This is a genomic window from Joostella sp. (assembly GCF_048266025.1).
GTDB lineage: Bacteria > Bacteroidota > Bacteroidia > Flavobacteriales > Flavobacteriaceae > Galbibacter > Galbibacter atrarenae.
In genome coordinates this window covers 144,245-159,837 of sequence record NZ_JBLXAF010000007.1, presented here as the reverse complement: position 1 = coordinate 159,837, position 15,593 = coordinate 144,245, and the positions used below count along the sequence as shown (strand labels likewise).

16 protein-coding genes are annotated in these 15,593 nt (G+C 33.5%); 6 read left to right on the top strand and 10 right to left on the bottom strand.

Annotated elements, in window-relative coordinates:
* Window positions 1–298: 298 nt before the first annotated feature.
* Together ACN0TY_RS12795 and ACN0TY_RS12790 are read right to left on the bottom strand one after the other, a co-directional pair.
* Window positions 299–1,084 carry an endonuclease I family protein gene (locus ACN0TY_RS12795; RefSeq protein ID WP_417444812.1) on the bottom strand — a complete coding sequence of 262 codons (786 nt, stop codon included), beginning with the start codon at window positions 1,082–1,084 and terminating at the stop codon, window positions 299–301.
* An 11-nt stretch (window positions 1,085–1,095) separates the two neighbouring features.
* Window positions 1,096–2,307: an RsmB/NOP family class I SAM-dependent RNA methyltransferase gene (locus ACN0TY_RS12790; protein WP_236959174.1), complete on the bottom strand. Its 1,212-nt coding sequence runs from the start codon at window positions 2,305–2,307 to the stop codon at window positions 1,096–1,098.
* Window positions 2,308–2,492: 185 nt separating this feature from the next.
* On the opposite strand from ACN0TY_RS12790, the gene ACN0TY_RS12785 reads away from it, so the two are divergent.
* Together ACN0TY_RS12785 and ACN0TY_RS12780 are read left to right on the top strand one after the other, a co-directional pair.
* Window positions 2,493–3,527, top strand: a complete 1,035-nt coding sequence (locus ACN0TY_RS12785) for a WD40/YVTN/BNR-like repeat-containing protein (protein ID WP_417444811.1) — start codon at window positions 2,493–2,495, stop codon at window positions 3,525–3,527.
* Window positions 3,528–3,579: 52 nt separating this feature from the next.
* Window positions 3,580–3,978, top strand: coding sequence for a hypothetical protein (locus ACN0TY_RS12780; protein ID WP_417444810.1), 399 nt, complete (start codon window positions 3,580–3,582; stop codon window positions 3,976–3,978).
* 21 nt (window positions 3,979–3,999) lie between these two features.
* Here the strand turns inward: ACN0TY_RS12780 and ACN0TY_RS12775 are convergent, their stop codons facing one another.
* The 7 genes from ACN0TY_RS12775 to ACN0TY_RS12745 all read right to left on the bottom strand — a co-directional run bounded on the left by ACN0TY_RS12775 (window position 4,000) and on the right by ACN0TY_RS12745 (window position 10,993).
* Entirely contained in the window at window positions 4,000–4,455 is a 456-nt protein-coding gene (locus tag ACN0TY_RS12775) for a hypothetical protein (protein ID WP_236959177.1), read from the bottom strand.
* A 29-nt stretch (window positions 4,456–4,484) separates the two neighbouring features.
* Entirely contained in the window at window positions 4,485–4,994 is a 510-nt protein-coding gene (locus ACN0TY_RS12770) for a hypothetical protein (RefSeq protein ID WP_236959178.1), read from the bottom strand.
* A complete protein-coding gene (locus ACN0TY_RS12765; RefSeq protein ID WP_236959179.1) occupies window positions 4,995–5,531 on the bottom strand; it encodes an RNA polymerase sigma factor in 537 nt (178 codons plus the stop codon).
* Between the two features lie 207 nt (window positions 5,532–5,738).
* The gene (locus ACN0TY_RS12760) at window positions 5,739–7,565 is read right to left on the bottom strand and encodes an ABC transporter ATP-binding protein (RefSeq protein WP_236959180.1); all 1,827 of its coding nucleotides are present in this window, start codon (window positions 7,563–7,565) and stop codon (window positions 5,739–5,741) included.
* Between the two features lie 134 nt (window positions 7,566–7,699).
* The gene (locus ACN0TY_RS12755; RefSeq protein ID WP_417444809.1) at window positions 7,700–9,418 is read right to left on the bottom strand and encodes a phospho-sugar mutase; all 1,719 of its coding nucleotides are present in this window, start codon (window positions 9,416–9,418) and stop codon (window positions 7,700–7,702) included.
* Between the two features lie 41 nt (window positions 9,419–9,459).
* Complete coding sequence (locus ACN0TY_RS12750) at window positions 9,460–10,434, bottom strand: glycosyltransferase family 2 protein (RefSeq protein WP_417444808.1); 975 nt, start codon at window positions 10,432–10,434, stop codon at window positions 9,460–9,462.
* 37 nt (window positions 10,435–10,471) lie between these two features.
* The gene (locus ACN0TY_RS12745) at window positions 10,472–10,993 is read right to left on the bottom strand and encodes a DUF4199 domain-containing protein (protein WP_236959183.1); all 522 of its coding nucleotides are present in this window, start codon (window positions 10,991–10,993) and stop codon (window positions 10,472–10,474) included.
* 174 nt (window positions 10,994–11,167) lie between these two features.
* Between ACN0TY_RS12745 and ACN0TY_RS12740 the strand changes: the two genes are divergently transcribed.
* The 3 genes from ACN0TY_RS12740 to mtaB all read left to right on the top strand — a co-directional run bounded on the left by ACN0TY_RS12740 (window position 11,168) and on the right by mtaB (window position 14,278).
* On the top strand, window positions 11,168–11,419 hold the full coding sequence (locus tag ACN0TY_RS12740) for a type B 50S ribosomal protein L31 (RefSeq protein ID WP_236959184.1): 252 nt from the start codon (window positions 11,168–11,170) through the stop codon (window positions 11,417–11,419).
* Between the two features lie 152 nt (window positions 11,420–11,571).
* A complete protein-coding gene (locus tag ACN0TY_RS12735) occupies window positions 11,572–12,747 on the top strand; it encodes a GlmU family protein (RefSeq protein WP_417444807.1) in 1,176 nt (391 codons plus the stop codon).
* Window positions 12,748–12,943: 196 nt separating this feature from the next.
* Entirely contained in the window at window positions 12,944–14,278 is a 1,335-nt protein-coding gene (gene mtaB / locus ACN0TY_RS12730; RefSeq protein WP_417444806.1) for a tRNA (N(6)-L-threonylcarbamoyladenosine(37)-C(2))-methylthiotransferase MtaB, read from the top strand.
* Window positions 14,279–14,406: 128 nt separating this feature from the next.
* Here mtaB and ACN0TY_RS12725 read toward each other — a convergent pair whose 3' ends face one another.
* A complete protein-coding gene (locus ACN0TY_RS12725; protein ID WP_236959187.1) occupies window positions 14,407–14,700 on the bottom strand; it encodes a GNAT family N-acetyltransferase in 294 nt (97 codons plus the stop codon).
* Window positions 14,701–14,905: 205 nt separating this feature from the next.
* Between ACN0TY_RS12725 and ACN0TY_RS12720 the strand changes: the two genes are divergently transcribed.
* On the top strand, window positions 14,906–15,580 hold the full coding sequence (locus tag ACN0TY_RS12720; protein WP_417444805.1) for an alpha/beta hydrolase: 675 nt from the start codon (window positions 14,906–14,908) through the stop codon (window positions 15,578–15,580).
* Window positions 15,581–15,593 lie beyond the last annotated feature (13 nt).

Below are 15,593 nucleotides of genomic sequence, written 5' to 3'. Positions count from 1 at the left end.
CTATTTATATGCGGGGTAATGGTGTAAAAGTGATACCGTAAAAGACAACCGCCCATTTGCTATTTAATTAATGGTATTGCCTTCCTTTTTATTGATGTGTGATGTTGTAAGATTGTGCTTATAGCTCTGGTGTGTGTTGTTGTGAGGTTGTTACGATGTGAATCTTTTATACCAAAGCGAGCAAAAAATTATATTTACTATAAATATATGTATATTTTCTATATAAAATATAAAGTCTTGTAAATGAATTATTTCTGAAGGTGTTAAAGTGTGGGAGTAGGAGGACTAGATAAAGCTATTACCAGCGATTCTCTGCTTTTTTTCCGCCCCAAATGAGCGTTGCTAGATACGGATTATCAATAAAAGGATTTCTGTTTCCTTGAACCTTAGCGATTCTATTATTACGTTGTATTTCAAATTCAGAAACAGGATCTTCTGCATTCCATTTTAAAAAGAGTGCAATGCTTCCTATGTCTTTAAAAGATTCGTTATAGCGGAGATTCAAATACATAATCATTCGTGCAACATCACCTTTCCATTCATCACCTGGAAACCAACTTTTATATTTCAATTCGTAGTCGCCACTCCCTTCTACAAACTTATTATTGCTTCTTCGGGTATTGGTTCTCTCGTCGCAAACTCTTAGGTGGTGTAAATCTCCTTTAGCGGTGTTTTCAATAAGCGATTGTGGGTAAACGTGCTCGGTATTAAATGTCTGCTTTTTGTATGGGTTGTTCCCAGATACATACTCTTTCCAATAGCGTTCTTCGCCAGAATACATTAGTATCACACTATCAGTATTGGTAGTGCTAGCATCTACTTTATAAAGGTATTTATGGCGCTTTCTGTAGCTTAAAATATTGGTGTGTTTGGCAATAGTGGTAACAGCCAACGCCTCGTATAGTGGGATTGTTCTTAAAGAAAAATCTATGTCTTTATAGTAGTTTTTTAGTTCCTTCGGAAGTGTAAAAGTAGTAGCATCTTGCTTCGGATTGAATAAAGCCGTAGCCGCAGATTCATTTGTCTTTGTTTTACAAGCAACCGATAAAACTAAAAATAAAGCTAGTATAGATCTAAAAAACATAAAAGGGGAGTTTACTTTTTCTGAAGTAACGCCATATAAAATCCATCAAATCCAGCATTAGAAGCCAGTACTTTTTTGTCTTTTATAAGTTCAAATTCCTTTCCATTTTCAGACTTTAAAAACGCCGTCACCTGATCTTGGTTTTCCGATGGAAGTACCGAACACGTAGCATAAACTAATTTCCCACCAGACTTCACCATTTTAGAGTAGTCGTTTAAAATTTCTTGTTGTGTAGTTTTAATTTTATCAATAAACTCAGGTTGTAATTTCCATTTAGCATCTGGATTTCTACGCAACACTCCCAATCCGCTACAAGGCGCATCAATTAGCACACGATCCATTGTATTGTGTAGCTTCTTAATCACTTTTGTAGAATCGATTTCTCGAGTTTCGATATTATGAACATCATTTCTTCGTGCTCTACGTTTCAGTTCTTTTAGTTTATTTCCGTAGATATCAAGCGCAATAATTTGCCCTTTGTTTTCCATTTTAGCAGCCAAGTGAAGCGATTTCCCACCAGCACCAGCGCAAGCATCTGCAACGCGCATTCCTGGTTGTACATCTAGATACTCTGCTACCAATTGAGAAGAAGCATCTTGAACTTCAAAAAATCCGTTTTTAAAAGCCTCCGTTCTAAAGATATTACCACGTTCTTTTAGCTGAATCGCATCTGGATATCCTTCAATAGATAAGGTATCTATACCTTCTTCCATTAAAAGGTCTTGCAATGTTCTTTTATTAGTTTTAAGTGTGTTTACACGTAAAATAACACTGGCTTGCTCATTAAGAGCGTGTAATTCTTTTGTCCAAAGCTCTTCTCCAAGTTCTTTCTCTCCGATAGCATCTAACCAATCTGGAACCGACTCACGGTATTTTCTAACTCTTGATAGCTCATCAAAACGACCTTTAATTTTTCTGGATGGAGTCCCCTCTAATTGTTTCCAATCTGGAAGTTTTATACCTTTTAAAGTAGCCCAAACAGCAAAAATACGCCATAAGTTGTCTCTTGTAAAAGGTTCTTTTACTTCTGCAATCTCGGCATACAGACGTTTCCATCTAACAATATCGTAGGTGGTTTCAGCAACAAAACCTCTATCTCTAGCGCCCCATCTCTTGTCGCGCTTAAGAAGTTGTTCTACAACTTTATCGGCATATTTATTTTCATTAAAAATAAGGTGTAGCCCATCAATAACGGCAAATACAAGATTTCTGTGAAGACGCATATAATTCTATTTTTAAAAAGTAATTCGCAAGAGTTTATACAAGCGAATGTTATAATGATATTATCTTTTTTTTAACACACGGGAAATGGATTATAAAACCAGTTCGAATCTGTCAAAAAATAATTGTTTGCAAAGGTATTGCTTTGTAAGCGATAAAACTTATTTTTAAAGCAAATTATACTAGTTTGAAGAAAATATTTGCCTTTTGTTTATTTATAGTCGTTTCCTGTGGAAAGGAAAAGTATGTGCCTCATAATTATACAGATGTTTCTGTGGAGGAAGTTTTTAATGATTCTATAAGTATCCGTGCCATCACATTGATGCAGGGGAGCGTTGGTTTTGCAGGATCGAATAATACTTTTGGGATTTATAATATTGCTGATGATAAAGTAATAACTCAAAAGATGAATCAAGATTCGCTATCAATAGAATTTCGTGCCGTAGCCAGTACCAATAGCGATTTTTATATGCTCAGTATTGGGAATCCTGCGCTTTTATATAAAACAGGAGATACAGGAAAAATGGAATTAGTGTATCGTGAAGACCATGAAAATGTATTTTATGATGCTATGAAATTCTGGAACGACCAAGAAGGAATCGCCATGGGAGACCCAACCGATGGATGTTTATCTGTTATTGTAACAAGAGATGGCGGTAAGAGTTGGAATAAACTTTCTTGTAATGCATTGCCTGCCGGGAATGATGGCGAAGCAGCTTTTGCAGCTAGTAATACCAATATTACTGTTGTAGGGGATCATACGTGGATTGCAACAGGAGGAACAAAAGCAAACGTTTTTTATTCTCCTGATAAAGGGAAAACATGGCAAGTTTATAAGACTCCAATAGTACAAGGGAAATCAACACAAGGGATTTATTCCATCGATTTTTATGATGAAATGAATGGTTTTGTAATTGGTGGTGATTATACCGATCCAACTGATAATAAAGCAAACAAAGCCGTTACTATTGATGGTGGGAAGACTTGGAAGTTAGTAGGAGAAGGGCAAGACCCTGGATATCGTTCTTGTGTACAGTATGTTCCTGGAGGAGAGGCAAAAGAGCTTGTTGCCGTTGGCTTTAAAGGAATTTCTTTTTCTAATAACAGCGGAGAAACATGGAAACAGATTTCAGATGAATCTTTTTATACCATTCGCTTTGTAGATGATAGTACAGCTTATGCCGCAGGAAGTAATAGAATTGCTAAATTACGCTTTAAATAATACCATATAGAGGCAAAAGTTGCCTCATAAAACCCCAAAACTAACCTTTAAAATGAAATTAATTGTAAAGTGCCCTAATTGTAATACAGAGAATAAAGCACCCCACACAATGGATAATAGAATTGATTATGCCATGAAATACGGTGATAATTTCTCTGTTAAATGTGTTTCTTGTGGTGAGACAACAACTTATCATGTAGATGAAATCCGAGCTGTAGATTATTCTTTTAGCGAACTGCTAATAAACAAACTACTAATTTTTGGAGTGGTGTATGTTGCTACTTTAGTTTTAGGGATATACTTGGTAGGAGCTATGGGAGGAATAGTGATTTCTTTTGTAGTAATATTATTGGCCTTCTTTTTAGCTAAGAGGAATGATACCTCTAAAAACCTAACGTTTAATAGGCATAAGCTAAAAAGAAGAATGGCCAATGTAAATCTACGTAAGTAGACTTACTAAAATCAAAGTGTGTCAATTTTTGTTCCTGTTGCGATGTTCGCTACGGAGTTTATCTAAAAGTTTTCTATTAAAATCATCTTCTAATTTTTTTAGATAGATGATTTTTTTTGCTGAAAGCACTTGGTCTAAGTCGCTCACAAACTTTTTATTAAGCTCGAATTCATTTCTTTCTATCTCTTCGAGTTTTTTTAGCAATACTTTAGCTTCGCTCTCTGTGAGTTTTTCGAAACCTTCATGCTTTAATTGATGCTTTATGTTTTTATATGCTAAATACTTTGCCTTATACATAGCTTCATCATAAGCATTGTAGATAGGCCAGAACTTTTCTGCCTCTTGTGGAGTAAGTTCTAAGTGCTCGGTTAGAAACCCGATTTTAAGAGACTTTATATGATCTCTCTTGCTGTCTTTTTGTGCCTGTAACTGGAACGAAAAGATGCTTAATAATATTATTAGCAGGTATTTTTTCATGTTTTTATATAATTAAAACTATGACTTTATTAGTTATCGTCTGTAATTGTTGCCCCGTAGGTGCTCATATTCTCATCCAGATAATCAAAGATATCATCTTCACTTAAATTGGAGGCGATGTCTATATCTGTAAGCGATATATCGCTAAATGTATCTGTTATTTCAAAGGTATTTAAAGGGAAATAACCATCTTCTATATAGGCATCAATCTCTGAAATTGCTAGTCCGTCGAAATCTGCATCCGATTGCTGAGGGATGAATTTACTGATAAAAAAACCTATGATAAAAATAGCGGCTATTCCTGCGGCATTATAAAACCATGATAGTTTGATAACACGAGATTTATCTTTTGGCTTCACTTTAGATAAAATAGAATCTTCTAAAGTATCAAAATAAGTCTCCGGAACTTTAAAACCAGATTTTTCAGGAAGAATTGCTTCAGAAGCTAACCTTTCTGATAAATGATTTTCAAATTCCGAGAAATAATTCTCTGGAACCTTAAAACCATCTTTTTCTATATGTAGCTTATCGTTTTTCATTTAATCCTTTAAAAATGTTTCAATCTTTTTTACTGCATGATGGTATGATGCTTTTAATCCTCCAACGGAAGTATCTAAAATTGCTGAAATTTCTTCGTATTTCATTTCTTGAAAATATTTCATATTAAAAACCAATCGCTGTTTTTCTGGTAATGTGGCTATGGCTTGTTGCAATTTTAGTTGTATCTCATCTCCATCAAAATAGGTATCTGCTTTTAAGTTATTTACTAATTGTGTTTGTATTTCTTCACTTGTTGTTTTGTATTCATTAGCTTTCTTTTTTATAAAGCTAAGCGACTCATTGGTTGCTATGCGGTACATCCAAGTGTATAATGTACTGTCTTCTTTAAAAGAATGGATGTTTCTGTAGACCTTTATAAAGGTATTTTGTAAAACATCATCAGTATCATCATGATCTAGCACTATTCTTCGAATATGCCAATATAAACGCTCCTTGTAAAAAGACACAAGATCTTTGAATGCTGCTTCTTGTGTGGCATCATCCTTTAGGTTTTTAATTAAAATTTCTTCTTGCAATAGCGTTTATTTATTCTTTGACTCTAAATTAATAAAAAGGTTTAAAATAGTATATAAAGTTATTCTTTTCCAAAAGACTTAATAGCTTATATGGAGCTATAATTATGTTTTTTAATAATAGTCGGTATTGGGAAATAAGTAAATTAAAAAAACCTCGAGTGTTGATTCTCGAGGTTTCTTGCTTTGTATGCTATATAGGAGTTTTGTTTATTCGAAAGATTGCATTTCTACTAATTTCTGATAAACACCTTTTTGGTCTAATAACTCTTGATGTGTTCCTTGTTCTACAATGATTCCTTTTTGCATCACGGCAATGGTATCTGCATTCTGGATTGTAGAAAGACGGTGAGCGATGACAATAGAGGTTCTATTTTTCATCATATTTTCTAAGGCAGTTTGTACTAGCTTCTCGCTTTCTGTATCGAGTGCAGAAGTGGCCTCATCTAAAATCATAATAGGAGGGTTTTTAAGTACGGCACGAGCAATAGAAAGACGTTGCTTTTGTCCGCCACTTAGTTTCCCACCGGCATCACCAATATTAGATTCGAAGCCATCTGGGAGTTCTTTTATAAAATCGTAAGCGTTAGCAATTTTAGCAGCCTCTTCAATCTCTTTTTGTGTAGCGTCTGGCTTACCGATGCGGATGTTATTGGCAACAGTATCGTTAAAGAGAATAGAATCTTGAGTTACGATTCCCATTAAAGTACGTAAGCTTTTAATAGAGATGTCTTTAATATCAGTCCCATCAATTTCTATACTTCCTTTATTAACATCGTAAAAACGAGTTACTAAATTGGCAATCGTACTTTTCCCGCTTCCCGATTGTCCCACTAAAGCAACTGTTTTACCTTTAGGAATAGCGAGGCTGAAATCTTTTAAGACTAATTCATCTTCGTATTTAAAGGAAATATTTTTGATGTCTATTTCTTTATCGAAGCTTGTTTTTTCAATAGCATTTGGTGCGTCTATTATGGTGTTCTCTGTTTCAAGAAGTTCTAAAATACGCTCTGCAGCACCGTTTCCTCTTTTTAAACTATAACTAGCTTTAGATATTGCTTTGGCTGGTGTTAGGATATTGTAAGCAAGCATAATGTATCCTAAAAAGAAACTAGCCTGCATACTTTGATCGATAAAGACAAGGTATCCGCCGTAAACTAATAAAATAGCTATAACGATAATACCTAATAGCTCACTCATTGGAGAAGCTAAATTCTGTCTGTTTAATACCGAATTGGAATACTTATAAAAACGTTCGTTAGATTCTGAAAAACGTTTGTTAAAAGAATCTTCCGCAGTAAAAGCTTTTATAACGCGGAGTCCCGACATTGTTTCTTCTAAAATAGAAAGGAAGAAGCCTTGTTCTTGTTGAACTTTTATAGATTTTTTCTTTAATGACTTTCCGATTTTTGAAATAGCGAAACCTGCAATAGGAATGAAAACAAAAACGAAAAGAGTTAATTTCATGCTGAAGAAAAACATGAATATTAAAGAAAATAGGATTGTTAAAGGTTCTCTCACAATCATTTCTAATACGGAAAGAATGGAGTTTCTTACTTCTTCAACATCACCACTTACACGAGAAATAGTGTCTCCTTTTTTCTTTTCAGAATAGAAAGAAAGAGGAAGGGAAACGATCTTTTTATACATGCTAGATCGAATATCTTTTAAGACCCCATTCCTTAAAAAGGTAATGTAAAACATCGCCATATAATTGGAGAGGTTTTTAAGTAAAAATAAGGTGATGATTACGGAAACCATGACCATAAGTGCATAAAAGCTTCCTTTTTCACTAATTAAATCTGATAGGAAATAATTAAGGTAATCTTGAGCGAAATCTTTTATGTGATTTATTCCTTCGAATACAGGTTTTTTAGTAATTAACTTATTGTCACCAAAAATAACTTGAAGCACAGGAATTAGCGCTACAAAAGACAGTGTGCTAAATAGAGCGTATAGAATATTAAAAAAGATGTTTAGGTAACCATACTTTTTATATGGCTCAGCAAAACGTAGTATTTTCTTGAAGTAATTCATTTAATATTTTTAAATAAAATATTTATTTATGCTAAAATAAAACAGTTGCAAATGTACGTTTTATTATGAAATTAAGCCTGCCTATATTAAAAGGCAGGCTTAAGGAATTTTATAATTATAGATGAAAAATATTATTAATTCAGCTTTAATTCTTCGATAATACGACTTATTTTTTCATCTAGTTTTTCTGTTTCTTCATTATAATGAGCAACTTCATCTAAGTTTCCTTTAACGCTGAAATAGAATTTTATTTTTGGTTCTGTACCACTCGGTCTAGCGGCAATTTTAGTTCCGTCTTCCGTATAATAGATTAATACATTTGAAGAAGGGATATCAATACCTTCTTTATCTCCAGTTAATAAGTTGATTCTAGTAGAACTTAAATAATCTTCTACATAGCTAACTTTAGAACCGTCTATAACTTTAATAGGATTCTCTCTTAAATCGATCATCATTTGTTTGATTTCTTCGGCTCCAGAGATACCTTTTTTTGTGATAGAGATAAGTTTTTCTCGGTAAAGTCCAAACTCTTCGTAGCATTTCAAAAGGTCTTTATAGAAAGAGCTTCCTTTAGCTTTAGCATCCGAAGCAATCTCGCAAGCAAGTAGGGAAGAGGTAACAGCATCTTTATCTCTAACAAAATCGCCGACCATGAATCCGAAACTTTCTTCACCACCACCAATAAATTCTTGCATCGGGAAGTCTTTTATCAGCTTAGCGATCCATTTAAAACCAGTGAGTGTTTCTTTATATTCAACTTTATAACTTTTAGCTAAAACGTTCATCATTGGAGTAGAAACAATAGTAGAAGCTATAAACTGATTTCCATTGATACGATCAGATTTCTTCCATTTATCCAATAAGAAACGCGTCATTAAAAGCATGGTTTGGTTTCCGTTAAGGAGCACCATTTTACCTTCGTTATCTCTTACTGCGATTCCTAATCTATCACTATCAGGATCGGTACCAATAACCATATCAGCATTAATCTCGTCGGCCTTTTTTATAGCCATAGCAAGTGCTTCAGGTTCTTCTGGATTTGGAGATTTAACAGTAGGGAAGTTTCCGTCTGGCTTACGTTGTTCTTCTACAACGTGCACATTATTGTAACCAGCGCGCTTTAAAACTTCTGGTAAAACGGTAATTGATGTTCCATGTAAAGAAGTGAAAACAATAGAGAAATCATTTTTTCCTTTTGCGCCAAAACTTCCATTTTCTACGGAAGCATTTATAAACGCCTCATCAACCTCTTTATCTATATAATTAATCTTACTGTTGTCTGCGTTAAAATTAATCGCATCAAAAGAAAGACTTTCAATTTCCTTTATAATTTCGTTGTCTTGAGGAGGCACTATTTGTCCGCCATCTTTCCAATATACTTTGTAGCCGTTATATTCAGGTGGGTTGTGAGAAGCAGTAAGAACAATACCGCATTGGCAATCTAAATGTTTTACTGCAAAAGATAACTCAGGAGTAGTTCGTAATTCAGAAAACAAATAAACTTTGATTCCGTTAGCGGAGAAAACATCTGCAACTACTTTAGCGAGGGTATCGCTATTATGACGACAATCGTATGCAATAACTACTTTAAGCTCTTCATTTGGGAAGGATTTCTTTAGGTAATTGCTAATTCCCTGTGTGTTCTTTCCTAAAGTATATTTATTAATACGATTGGTTCCAACGCCCATTGTTCCACGCATTCCTCCAGTTCCAAACTCTAAGTTCTTATAGAAACTTTCATTTAATTCTTCTGAATTGGAGTCTATAAGTTGTTGGACTTCTTTTTTTGTGTCGGCATCAAAAAAATCTGTTAACCAAGTCTTTGCATTTTTTAAATTCTCTTCTGATATCATCTTTTTCGGTTAATTTTTCAATAGGATTTTAAGGTAAGAAATTATGAGGTTATTTCTACTTTAAAATTATCTAAATTAATGGTTTGTTGTATTTTATATCTTTTCTCTTGATTTTTTGATCTTAAAACGAGTTCCCCTAAAAAACCAGCAATAAATAATTGTGTACCAATAATCATAGCTGTTAAAGAAATATAGAACTGTGGTCTTTGCGTGATAAGTCGGCCATAGGGACTAAAAAACAGTTTATCGATTCCTAAATATATAGCAAAGCAGCACCCAATTATAAACATAAGAACCCCTAAAGCTCCAAATAAATGCATGGGTTGTCTTCCAAATTTAGAGATAAACCATATAGTAATAAGGTCTAGGAAGCCATTTAGAAAGCGTTCCATTCCAAATTTTGTAGTACCGTATTTTCTCGCTTGATGTTTTACAACTTTCTCTTGAATATTTGTAAAACCAGCATTTTTTGCAAGAACAGGAATATAGCGATGCATTTCGCCGTGTACATCTATAGTTTTTATAACCGCTTTACGGTATGCTTTTAATCCGCAGTTAAAATCGTTTAGCTTAACACCAGAAGTTTTTCTAGCAGCCCAATTAAATAGTTTAGAAGGTAAGTTTTTAGAAATTACGGAGTCGTAACGCACTTTTTTCCAACCAGAAACTAAGTCAATGTTATTATCTTTTATAAGGTGGAATAATTCTGGGATTTCCTCAGGGTTATCTTGGAGGTCTGCATCCATGGTTATAACAACATCTCCTTGTGCCATTTCAAATCCAGCATGCAGGGCTTGAGATTTTCCGAAGTTTTTTAGGAAACGGATTCCTTTTACAGCGCTATTATTGGCAGAAAGTGTTTGTATGGTATTCCAAGAATCGTCTGTACTTCCGTCATCTATAAAGATGATTTCATAAGAAAAACGATTGGATTGCATAACCTTTACAATCCAATCGTGTAATTCTTTTAAAGACTCTTGTTCGTTGAGTAGTGGTATTACTACTGATATATCCATGAATTCCTTTTATCTAAAATAAATTCAAAGATATAAATTACAATTCACTTTTAGTTTTTTTCATTACTAAAGCAGGAATAAGGGTTAGAACAAACCCTAAAAATATACTGAATATTAATCCAAATGCAGCTTGAATGAAAGGACCTGACATTTTTTTAGAAATTTCAAGCTGACTCTCAATTTGTTCTTGTGTCATTCCATAGTCTACCATTTTGGCTTTAGCAATTTCCATTTGTTTATCTACCATACCTGGGTCGATTACGTTAGATAATAGTAATTGAAAAAGCATACTTATTACACCTCCAATAAGACACAATCCAATTCCGATTTTTAAAGCCTCTCCAAAGGTCATATATCCATCATTTGCTTTTTTAAATTGGAATAGAGCAATAAGAATTACAGCAAGCATAATAGCAATACTTATTACTAAGGTGCTAATTTCTTGTTGGTAATGCATATCTGTTAAGTAAAGCATTATTCCGAAGGTAACGCTCACCGCACCTAGTAATAGCCCGTATCTAAGCGCGAATTTCCCTGTTGTTGGTTGTTTGTTTTCCATTTTTAATAGTTGAATAGTTTTATATAAAATTAGTAGATATTCTTGTATATTTGTTACAGAATATTAGAATAAAAAAAAATACTTGCAAATTTCCATATAAAAATATGGTTTATATAAAATAAATTGATAAATTTGCACCTCGAAAAAAATCTGAAGTTTAAAAAATATATAGCGATGAGAAAAGGTATACATCCAGAAAATTATAGATTAGTAGCATTTAAAGATATGTCTAACGATGATGTCTTTATTACAAAATCTACAGCAGATACGAAGGAAACAATTGAAGTTGATGGTGTTGAATATCCTGTGATCAAATTAGAGATTTCTAGATCATCTCACCCTTTCTATACTGGAAAGTCAAAACTTATAGATACTGCTGGACGTATCGATAAGTTCAAAAACAAATACGCAAAATTCAAAAAATAATAGATTTCTATTTATAGAAATACTAACCTCTGATATTTTCAGAGGTTTTTTTGTTTTCCAAAATCTAACCTTCATATTCTGATGTTTTTTGATCTTTTTTTAGCATTATTATAATGATCATTAAACTATCTTTATCTTAAAAATTTATAGCTATGAACTATATTCTTTTTGATGGTCCTGTTCGCAATGCTTTATTGCCTTTTACATATACGCGTCCTGTTGCAGATATCCGTATTGGGATTCTGACGATTAGAGAAAAATGGGAAAAATATTTAGGATACACGACCACTACAGTTACTGAAGAATATCTAGAAGAGAGCTATCCGATGGTAGAAATGGAGGAGAATGTTCTTATAAACTCTTCTTTTTTACCAAATGGAGGTATTGTAGAGTTGGTGAAAGATCTAAAAGAGAATCAGGCTATATTTTTTGGAGAAGAGGTAATTGCATTTTATACAAAAGAGGGGCAAGAAGATGTAGATCTGAGCACCTATGAGGCTCTTGAGTATGAAGGAGAATGTTTTCAGTTGCAAAACACTTGGGATATTTTTTCGAAGAATGGAGAGGCTATGGAGGCCGATTTTAAACTGTTGACTTCAGGAAGGAGAAGTGAGCCGATCCCGAGTAGTAATAATGTGATTGCTCCAAATAATATTTTCTTAGAAGAAGGAGTAACGATAGAGTTCTGTACGCTAAATGCTACAAACGGACCTATTTATTTAGGGAAGGACTCTTTAGTTATGGAAGGGAGTATTATTAGAGGGGGTTTTTCTCTTGGGGAGAACTCTATTGTTAAAATGGGAGCTAAAATATATGGTCCAACTACTATTGGGCCAGGTTGTAAAATAGGAGGAGAGGTTAATAATTCTGTTCTTTTTGAAAACTCAAATAAGGGGCATGAAGGATTTTTAGGGAATTCAGTCTTAGGAGAGTGGTGTAATATCGGAGCAGATACCAATAGTTCAAACTTAAAGAATGATTATTCTCCAGTTCGTTTATGGAATTATGAAACTGAAAATTTTGCTAAAACAGGATTACAGTTTTGTGGAATGATGATGGGAGATCATAGTAAGTGCGGAATCAATACAATGTTTAATACTGGGACTGTTATTGGTGTAAACGCTAACATTTTTGGAAGCGGTTATCAGCGTAATTTTATACCTAGCTTTAGCTGGGGTGGTGCTAATGGTTTAACTACATACCAACCTAAAAAAGCTTATGCAGCTGCTGAAGCAATGATGAAGAGAAGAGGGGTTGCGTTTACAGAGACTGATAAAGCTGTGCTAGATCATGTTTTTGAAACTAGTAAAAGGTGGCGTAAGGAGTAAATCTAATTTCAGTCACTTTTTTAAAATTTATTAATGTTTCTCGAGCTTATCTTATTCGAGATCATTTACTTTCAAATAATTAAAATATTAAAAACCAAAAGGCTAGTACTTTAATACCTCCAAATAAGTTGGTATATTTGTACGCTTTTTTCTGTGGCTCTATATGTGTTTCAGAAAGGTTTAAAATTTGTCCAAAATGGAAAGAAAGAAAGTTGCATTTTATACTTTAGGTTGTAAGCTGAATTTTTCAGAAACATCTACTATTGCTCGTAATTTTACTGAAGAGGGATTTGATAGGGTTGATTTTTCTGAAAAGGCAGATATTTATGTTATTAATACTTGTTCTGTAACGGAAAATGCAGATAAGCGTTTTAAAACAATAGTAAAGCAAGCACAAAAGGTAAACGAAAATGCTTTTGTAGCTGCAATTGGATGTTATGCTCAATTAAAGCCAGAAGAGTTAGCAGATGTTAATGGAGTAGATTTGGTGCTTGGAGCAACCGAGAAGTTTAAAATTACAGATTACTTAAACGATCTTTCTAAAAATGATTTTGGAGAGGTTCATAGTTGTGAGATTGAAGATGCAGATTTCTATGTTGGAAGTTACTCTATTGGAGATAGGACACGTGCATTTTTAAAAGTTCAAGATGGGTGTGATTATAAATGTACTTACTGTACGATTCCACTTGCAAGAGGAATTTCTAGAAGTGATACTTTGGAGAGTGTTTTAAAGAACGCTAAAGAAATCTCTGAGCAAGGAATAAAGGAAATTGTACTTACTGGAGTTAATATTGGTGACTACGGTAAAGGTGAGTTTGGGAACAAAAGGCATGAGCATACTTTTTATGAATTGGTAACTGCTTTAGATGAAGTGGAAGGAATAGAGAGACTCAGAATTTCTTCTATTGAACCGAATCTTCTTAAAAATGAAACGATAGATTTCGTTTCTAAAAGTAGAACGTTTGTTCCTCATTTTCATATTCCATTGCAAAGTGGAAGTAACCATATTCTCGGATTGATGAGAAGACGTTATAAAAAAGAATTATATGTAGACCGTGTAAGCCAAATTAAAGAGGTGATGCCGCATGCGTGTATTGGAGTGGATGTTATTGTAGGTTTCCCTGGGGAGACGGAAGAACATTTTCTTGAGACTTATAATTTCTTAAATGAATTAGACATTTCATATTTACATGTATTTACTTATTCAGAAAGAGATAATACTGTAGCTGCTGAAATGGATGGTGTTGTTTCTAATAAAGTTCGTGCTAAGCGTAGTAAAATGCTGAGAGGGTTATCTGTTAAGAAAAGAAGAGCTTTTTATGAAAATCAAATAGGAACAACAAGAACAGTTCTTTTTGAAAGTGAAAATAAAGAAGGATATATACACGGATTTACAGAGAATTATGTGAAAGTAAAAGCACCTTGGAATCCTGGTTTGGTAAATACGTTGCAAGAAGTAACTCTTACTAAAATCGATGAAGATGGTATGGTGAGAATAGCATTTGCAGAAGAGCAAGTAGCTGTAAATTAATAAAGGAAGTCTTTCTTAAGGGGGTAGTTTAATCGCTGCCAATTAGAGCAGTTTCGAAATATTTTTATTATAAAATAAGATATTTCGATGCTGCTCGAAAAGACAGTAATTGTCGTTCTAGACAATTTTTAAATTCTAATTCCTACTGGTAATAAATCTTTAAATTCTTTGTGTTTTCTAAGAAAACCAGCGATTTGGGGACTTGTAGGAACTACACTTAAATTTTTCTCTTCAATATGCTTCAAAACAGTTGTAATGAATGCATCTTTGAAGTCTGGATCTGTTACCTCTTCTGGGATAACAAGTTTTGTTAAGAAGATTTTTCGTTCTTGAGAAGCATACTCTATTTTAGCTAGCTTATCATCAATTTTTGTTTCAAATTGGCGCAAAAACTCATTGTCATTAATTACTACTTCATTCATTATTATGAGGTTTAAAAATCATTAATAATTAGTGCTCAGAATCCTATTTGCTATTACGAAACGTATATTTCGCAAAGTAAGTTCCATCGGATTCGATATAATTAATTTAAGGTCGGTAGTCTTATTGAAGGAGAATTATATACCTTTAGCAGCGCAAAGGTACGAAAAAAATAGCTAACCTTCTATTTTTCAATTATTAATATCGATGAAAGCAGAGTTAATACATGTTTATTTGATGCCAGGCATGGCCGCGAGTTCTTCAATCTTTGAAAATATTAAGTTGCCTGAAGATGTTTTTAAAATTCACTATTTAGAGTGGGAAGTTCCTAAGCTAAAAGAAACTTTGGAGGAGTATGCTGAAAGAATGGCAAAGACCATTCCTTATGAATCGCCTGTGTTAATAGGGGTTTCCTTTGGAGGGATTCTTGTTCAGGAAATGGCTAAATATATTTCAGCAAGAAAAATAATAATTATATCCAGCGTTAAAAGTAATAAGGAACTTCCTAAGAGAATGCTTCTTGCAAAGTATACGAAGCTTCATAAATTATTGCCTACAGGATTGGTTAGTAATATCGAATTGCTTGCTAAGTATGCATTTGGTGATGTTTCTAAAAAGAGGTTGCATTTGTATGAGAAATATCTTTCCGTTAGAGACAAATTTTATATAGATTGGTCTATTGATAATATTGTAAATTGGCAGCAGTGTGATGCTCCATTAGAAGTGATTCATATTCATGGAGATAAAGACCCTGTTTTTCCTATCGGAAGAATAAAAAATGCTATTAATATTAAAGGCGGAACTCATATAATGATCATCAATAAATATAAGTGGTTTAATGAGAATTTACCTTTGCTAATCTTAGGAAAAGAAAAAATCTAATTTTGTATATTTA

Coding starts and splice junctions, on each gene's coding strand:
- ACN0TY_RS12745 (WP_236959183.1), bottom strand. CDS start 10,993: ATGGAAAACAAACAACCAACAACAGGGAAATTCGCGCTTAGATACGGG.
- ACN0TY_RS12750 (WP_417444808.1), bottom strand. CDS start 10,434: ATGGATATATCAGTAGTAATACCACTACTCAACGAACAAGAGTCTTTA.
- ACN0TY_RS12775 (WP_236959177.1), bottom strand. CDS start 4,455: ATGAAAAAATACCTGCTAATAATATTATTAAGCATCTTTTCGTTCCAG.
- ACN0TY_RS12735 (WP_417444807.1), top strand. CDS start 11,572: ATGAACTATATTCTTTTTGATGGTCCTGTTCGCAATGCTTTATTGCCT.
- ACN0TY_RS12795 (WP_417444812.1), bottom strand. CDS start 1,084: ATGTTTTTTAGATCTATACTAGCTTTATTTTTAGTTTTATCGGTTGCT.
- mtaB (WP_417444806.1), top strand. CDS start 12,944: ATGGAAAGAAAGAAAGTTGCATTTTATACTTTAGGTTGTAAGCTGAAT.
- ACN0TY_RS12760 (WP_236959180.1), bottom strand. CDS start 7,565: ATGAATTACTTCAAGAAAATACTACGTTTTGCTGAGCCATATAAAAAG.
- ACN0TY_RS12725 (WP_236959187.1), bottom strand. CDS start 14,700: ATGAATGAAGTAGTAATTAATGACAATGAGTTTTTGCGCCAATTTGAA.
- ACN0TY_RS12720 (WP_417444805.1), top strand. CDS start 14,906: ATGAAAGCAGAGTTAATACATGTTTATTTGATGCCAGGCATGGCCGCG.
- ACN0TY_RS12770 (WP_236959178.1), bottom strand. CDS start 4,994: ATGAAAAACGATAAGCTACATATAGAAAAAGATGGTTTTAAGGTTCCA.
- ACN0TY_RS12740 (WP_236959184.1), top strand. CDS start 11,168: ATGAGAAAAGGTATACATCCAGAAAATTATAGATTAGTAGCATTTAAA.
- ACN0TY_RS12780 (WP_417444810.1), top strand. CDS start 3,580: ATGAAATTAATTGTAAAGTGCCCTAATTGTAATACAGAGAATAAAGCA.
- ACN0TY_RS12790 (WP_236959174.1), bottom strand. CDS start 2,307: ATGCGTCTTCACAGAAATCTTGTATTTGCCGTTATTGATGGGCTACAC.
- ACN0TY_RS12755 (WP_417444809.1), bottom strand. CDS start 9,418: ATGATATCAGAAGAGAATTTAAAAAATGCAAAGACTTGGTTAACAGAT.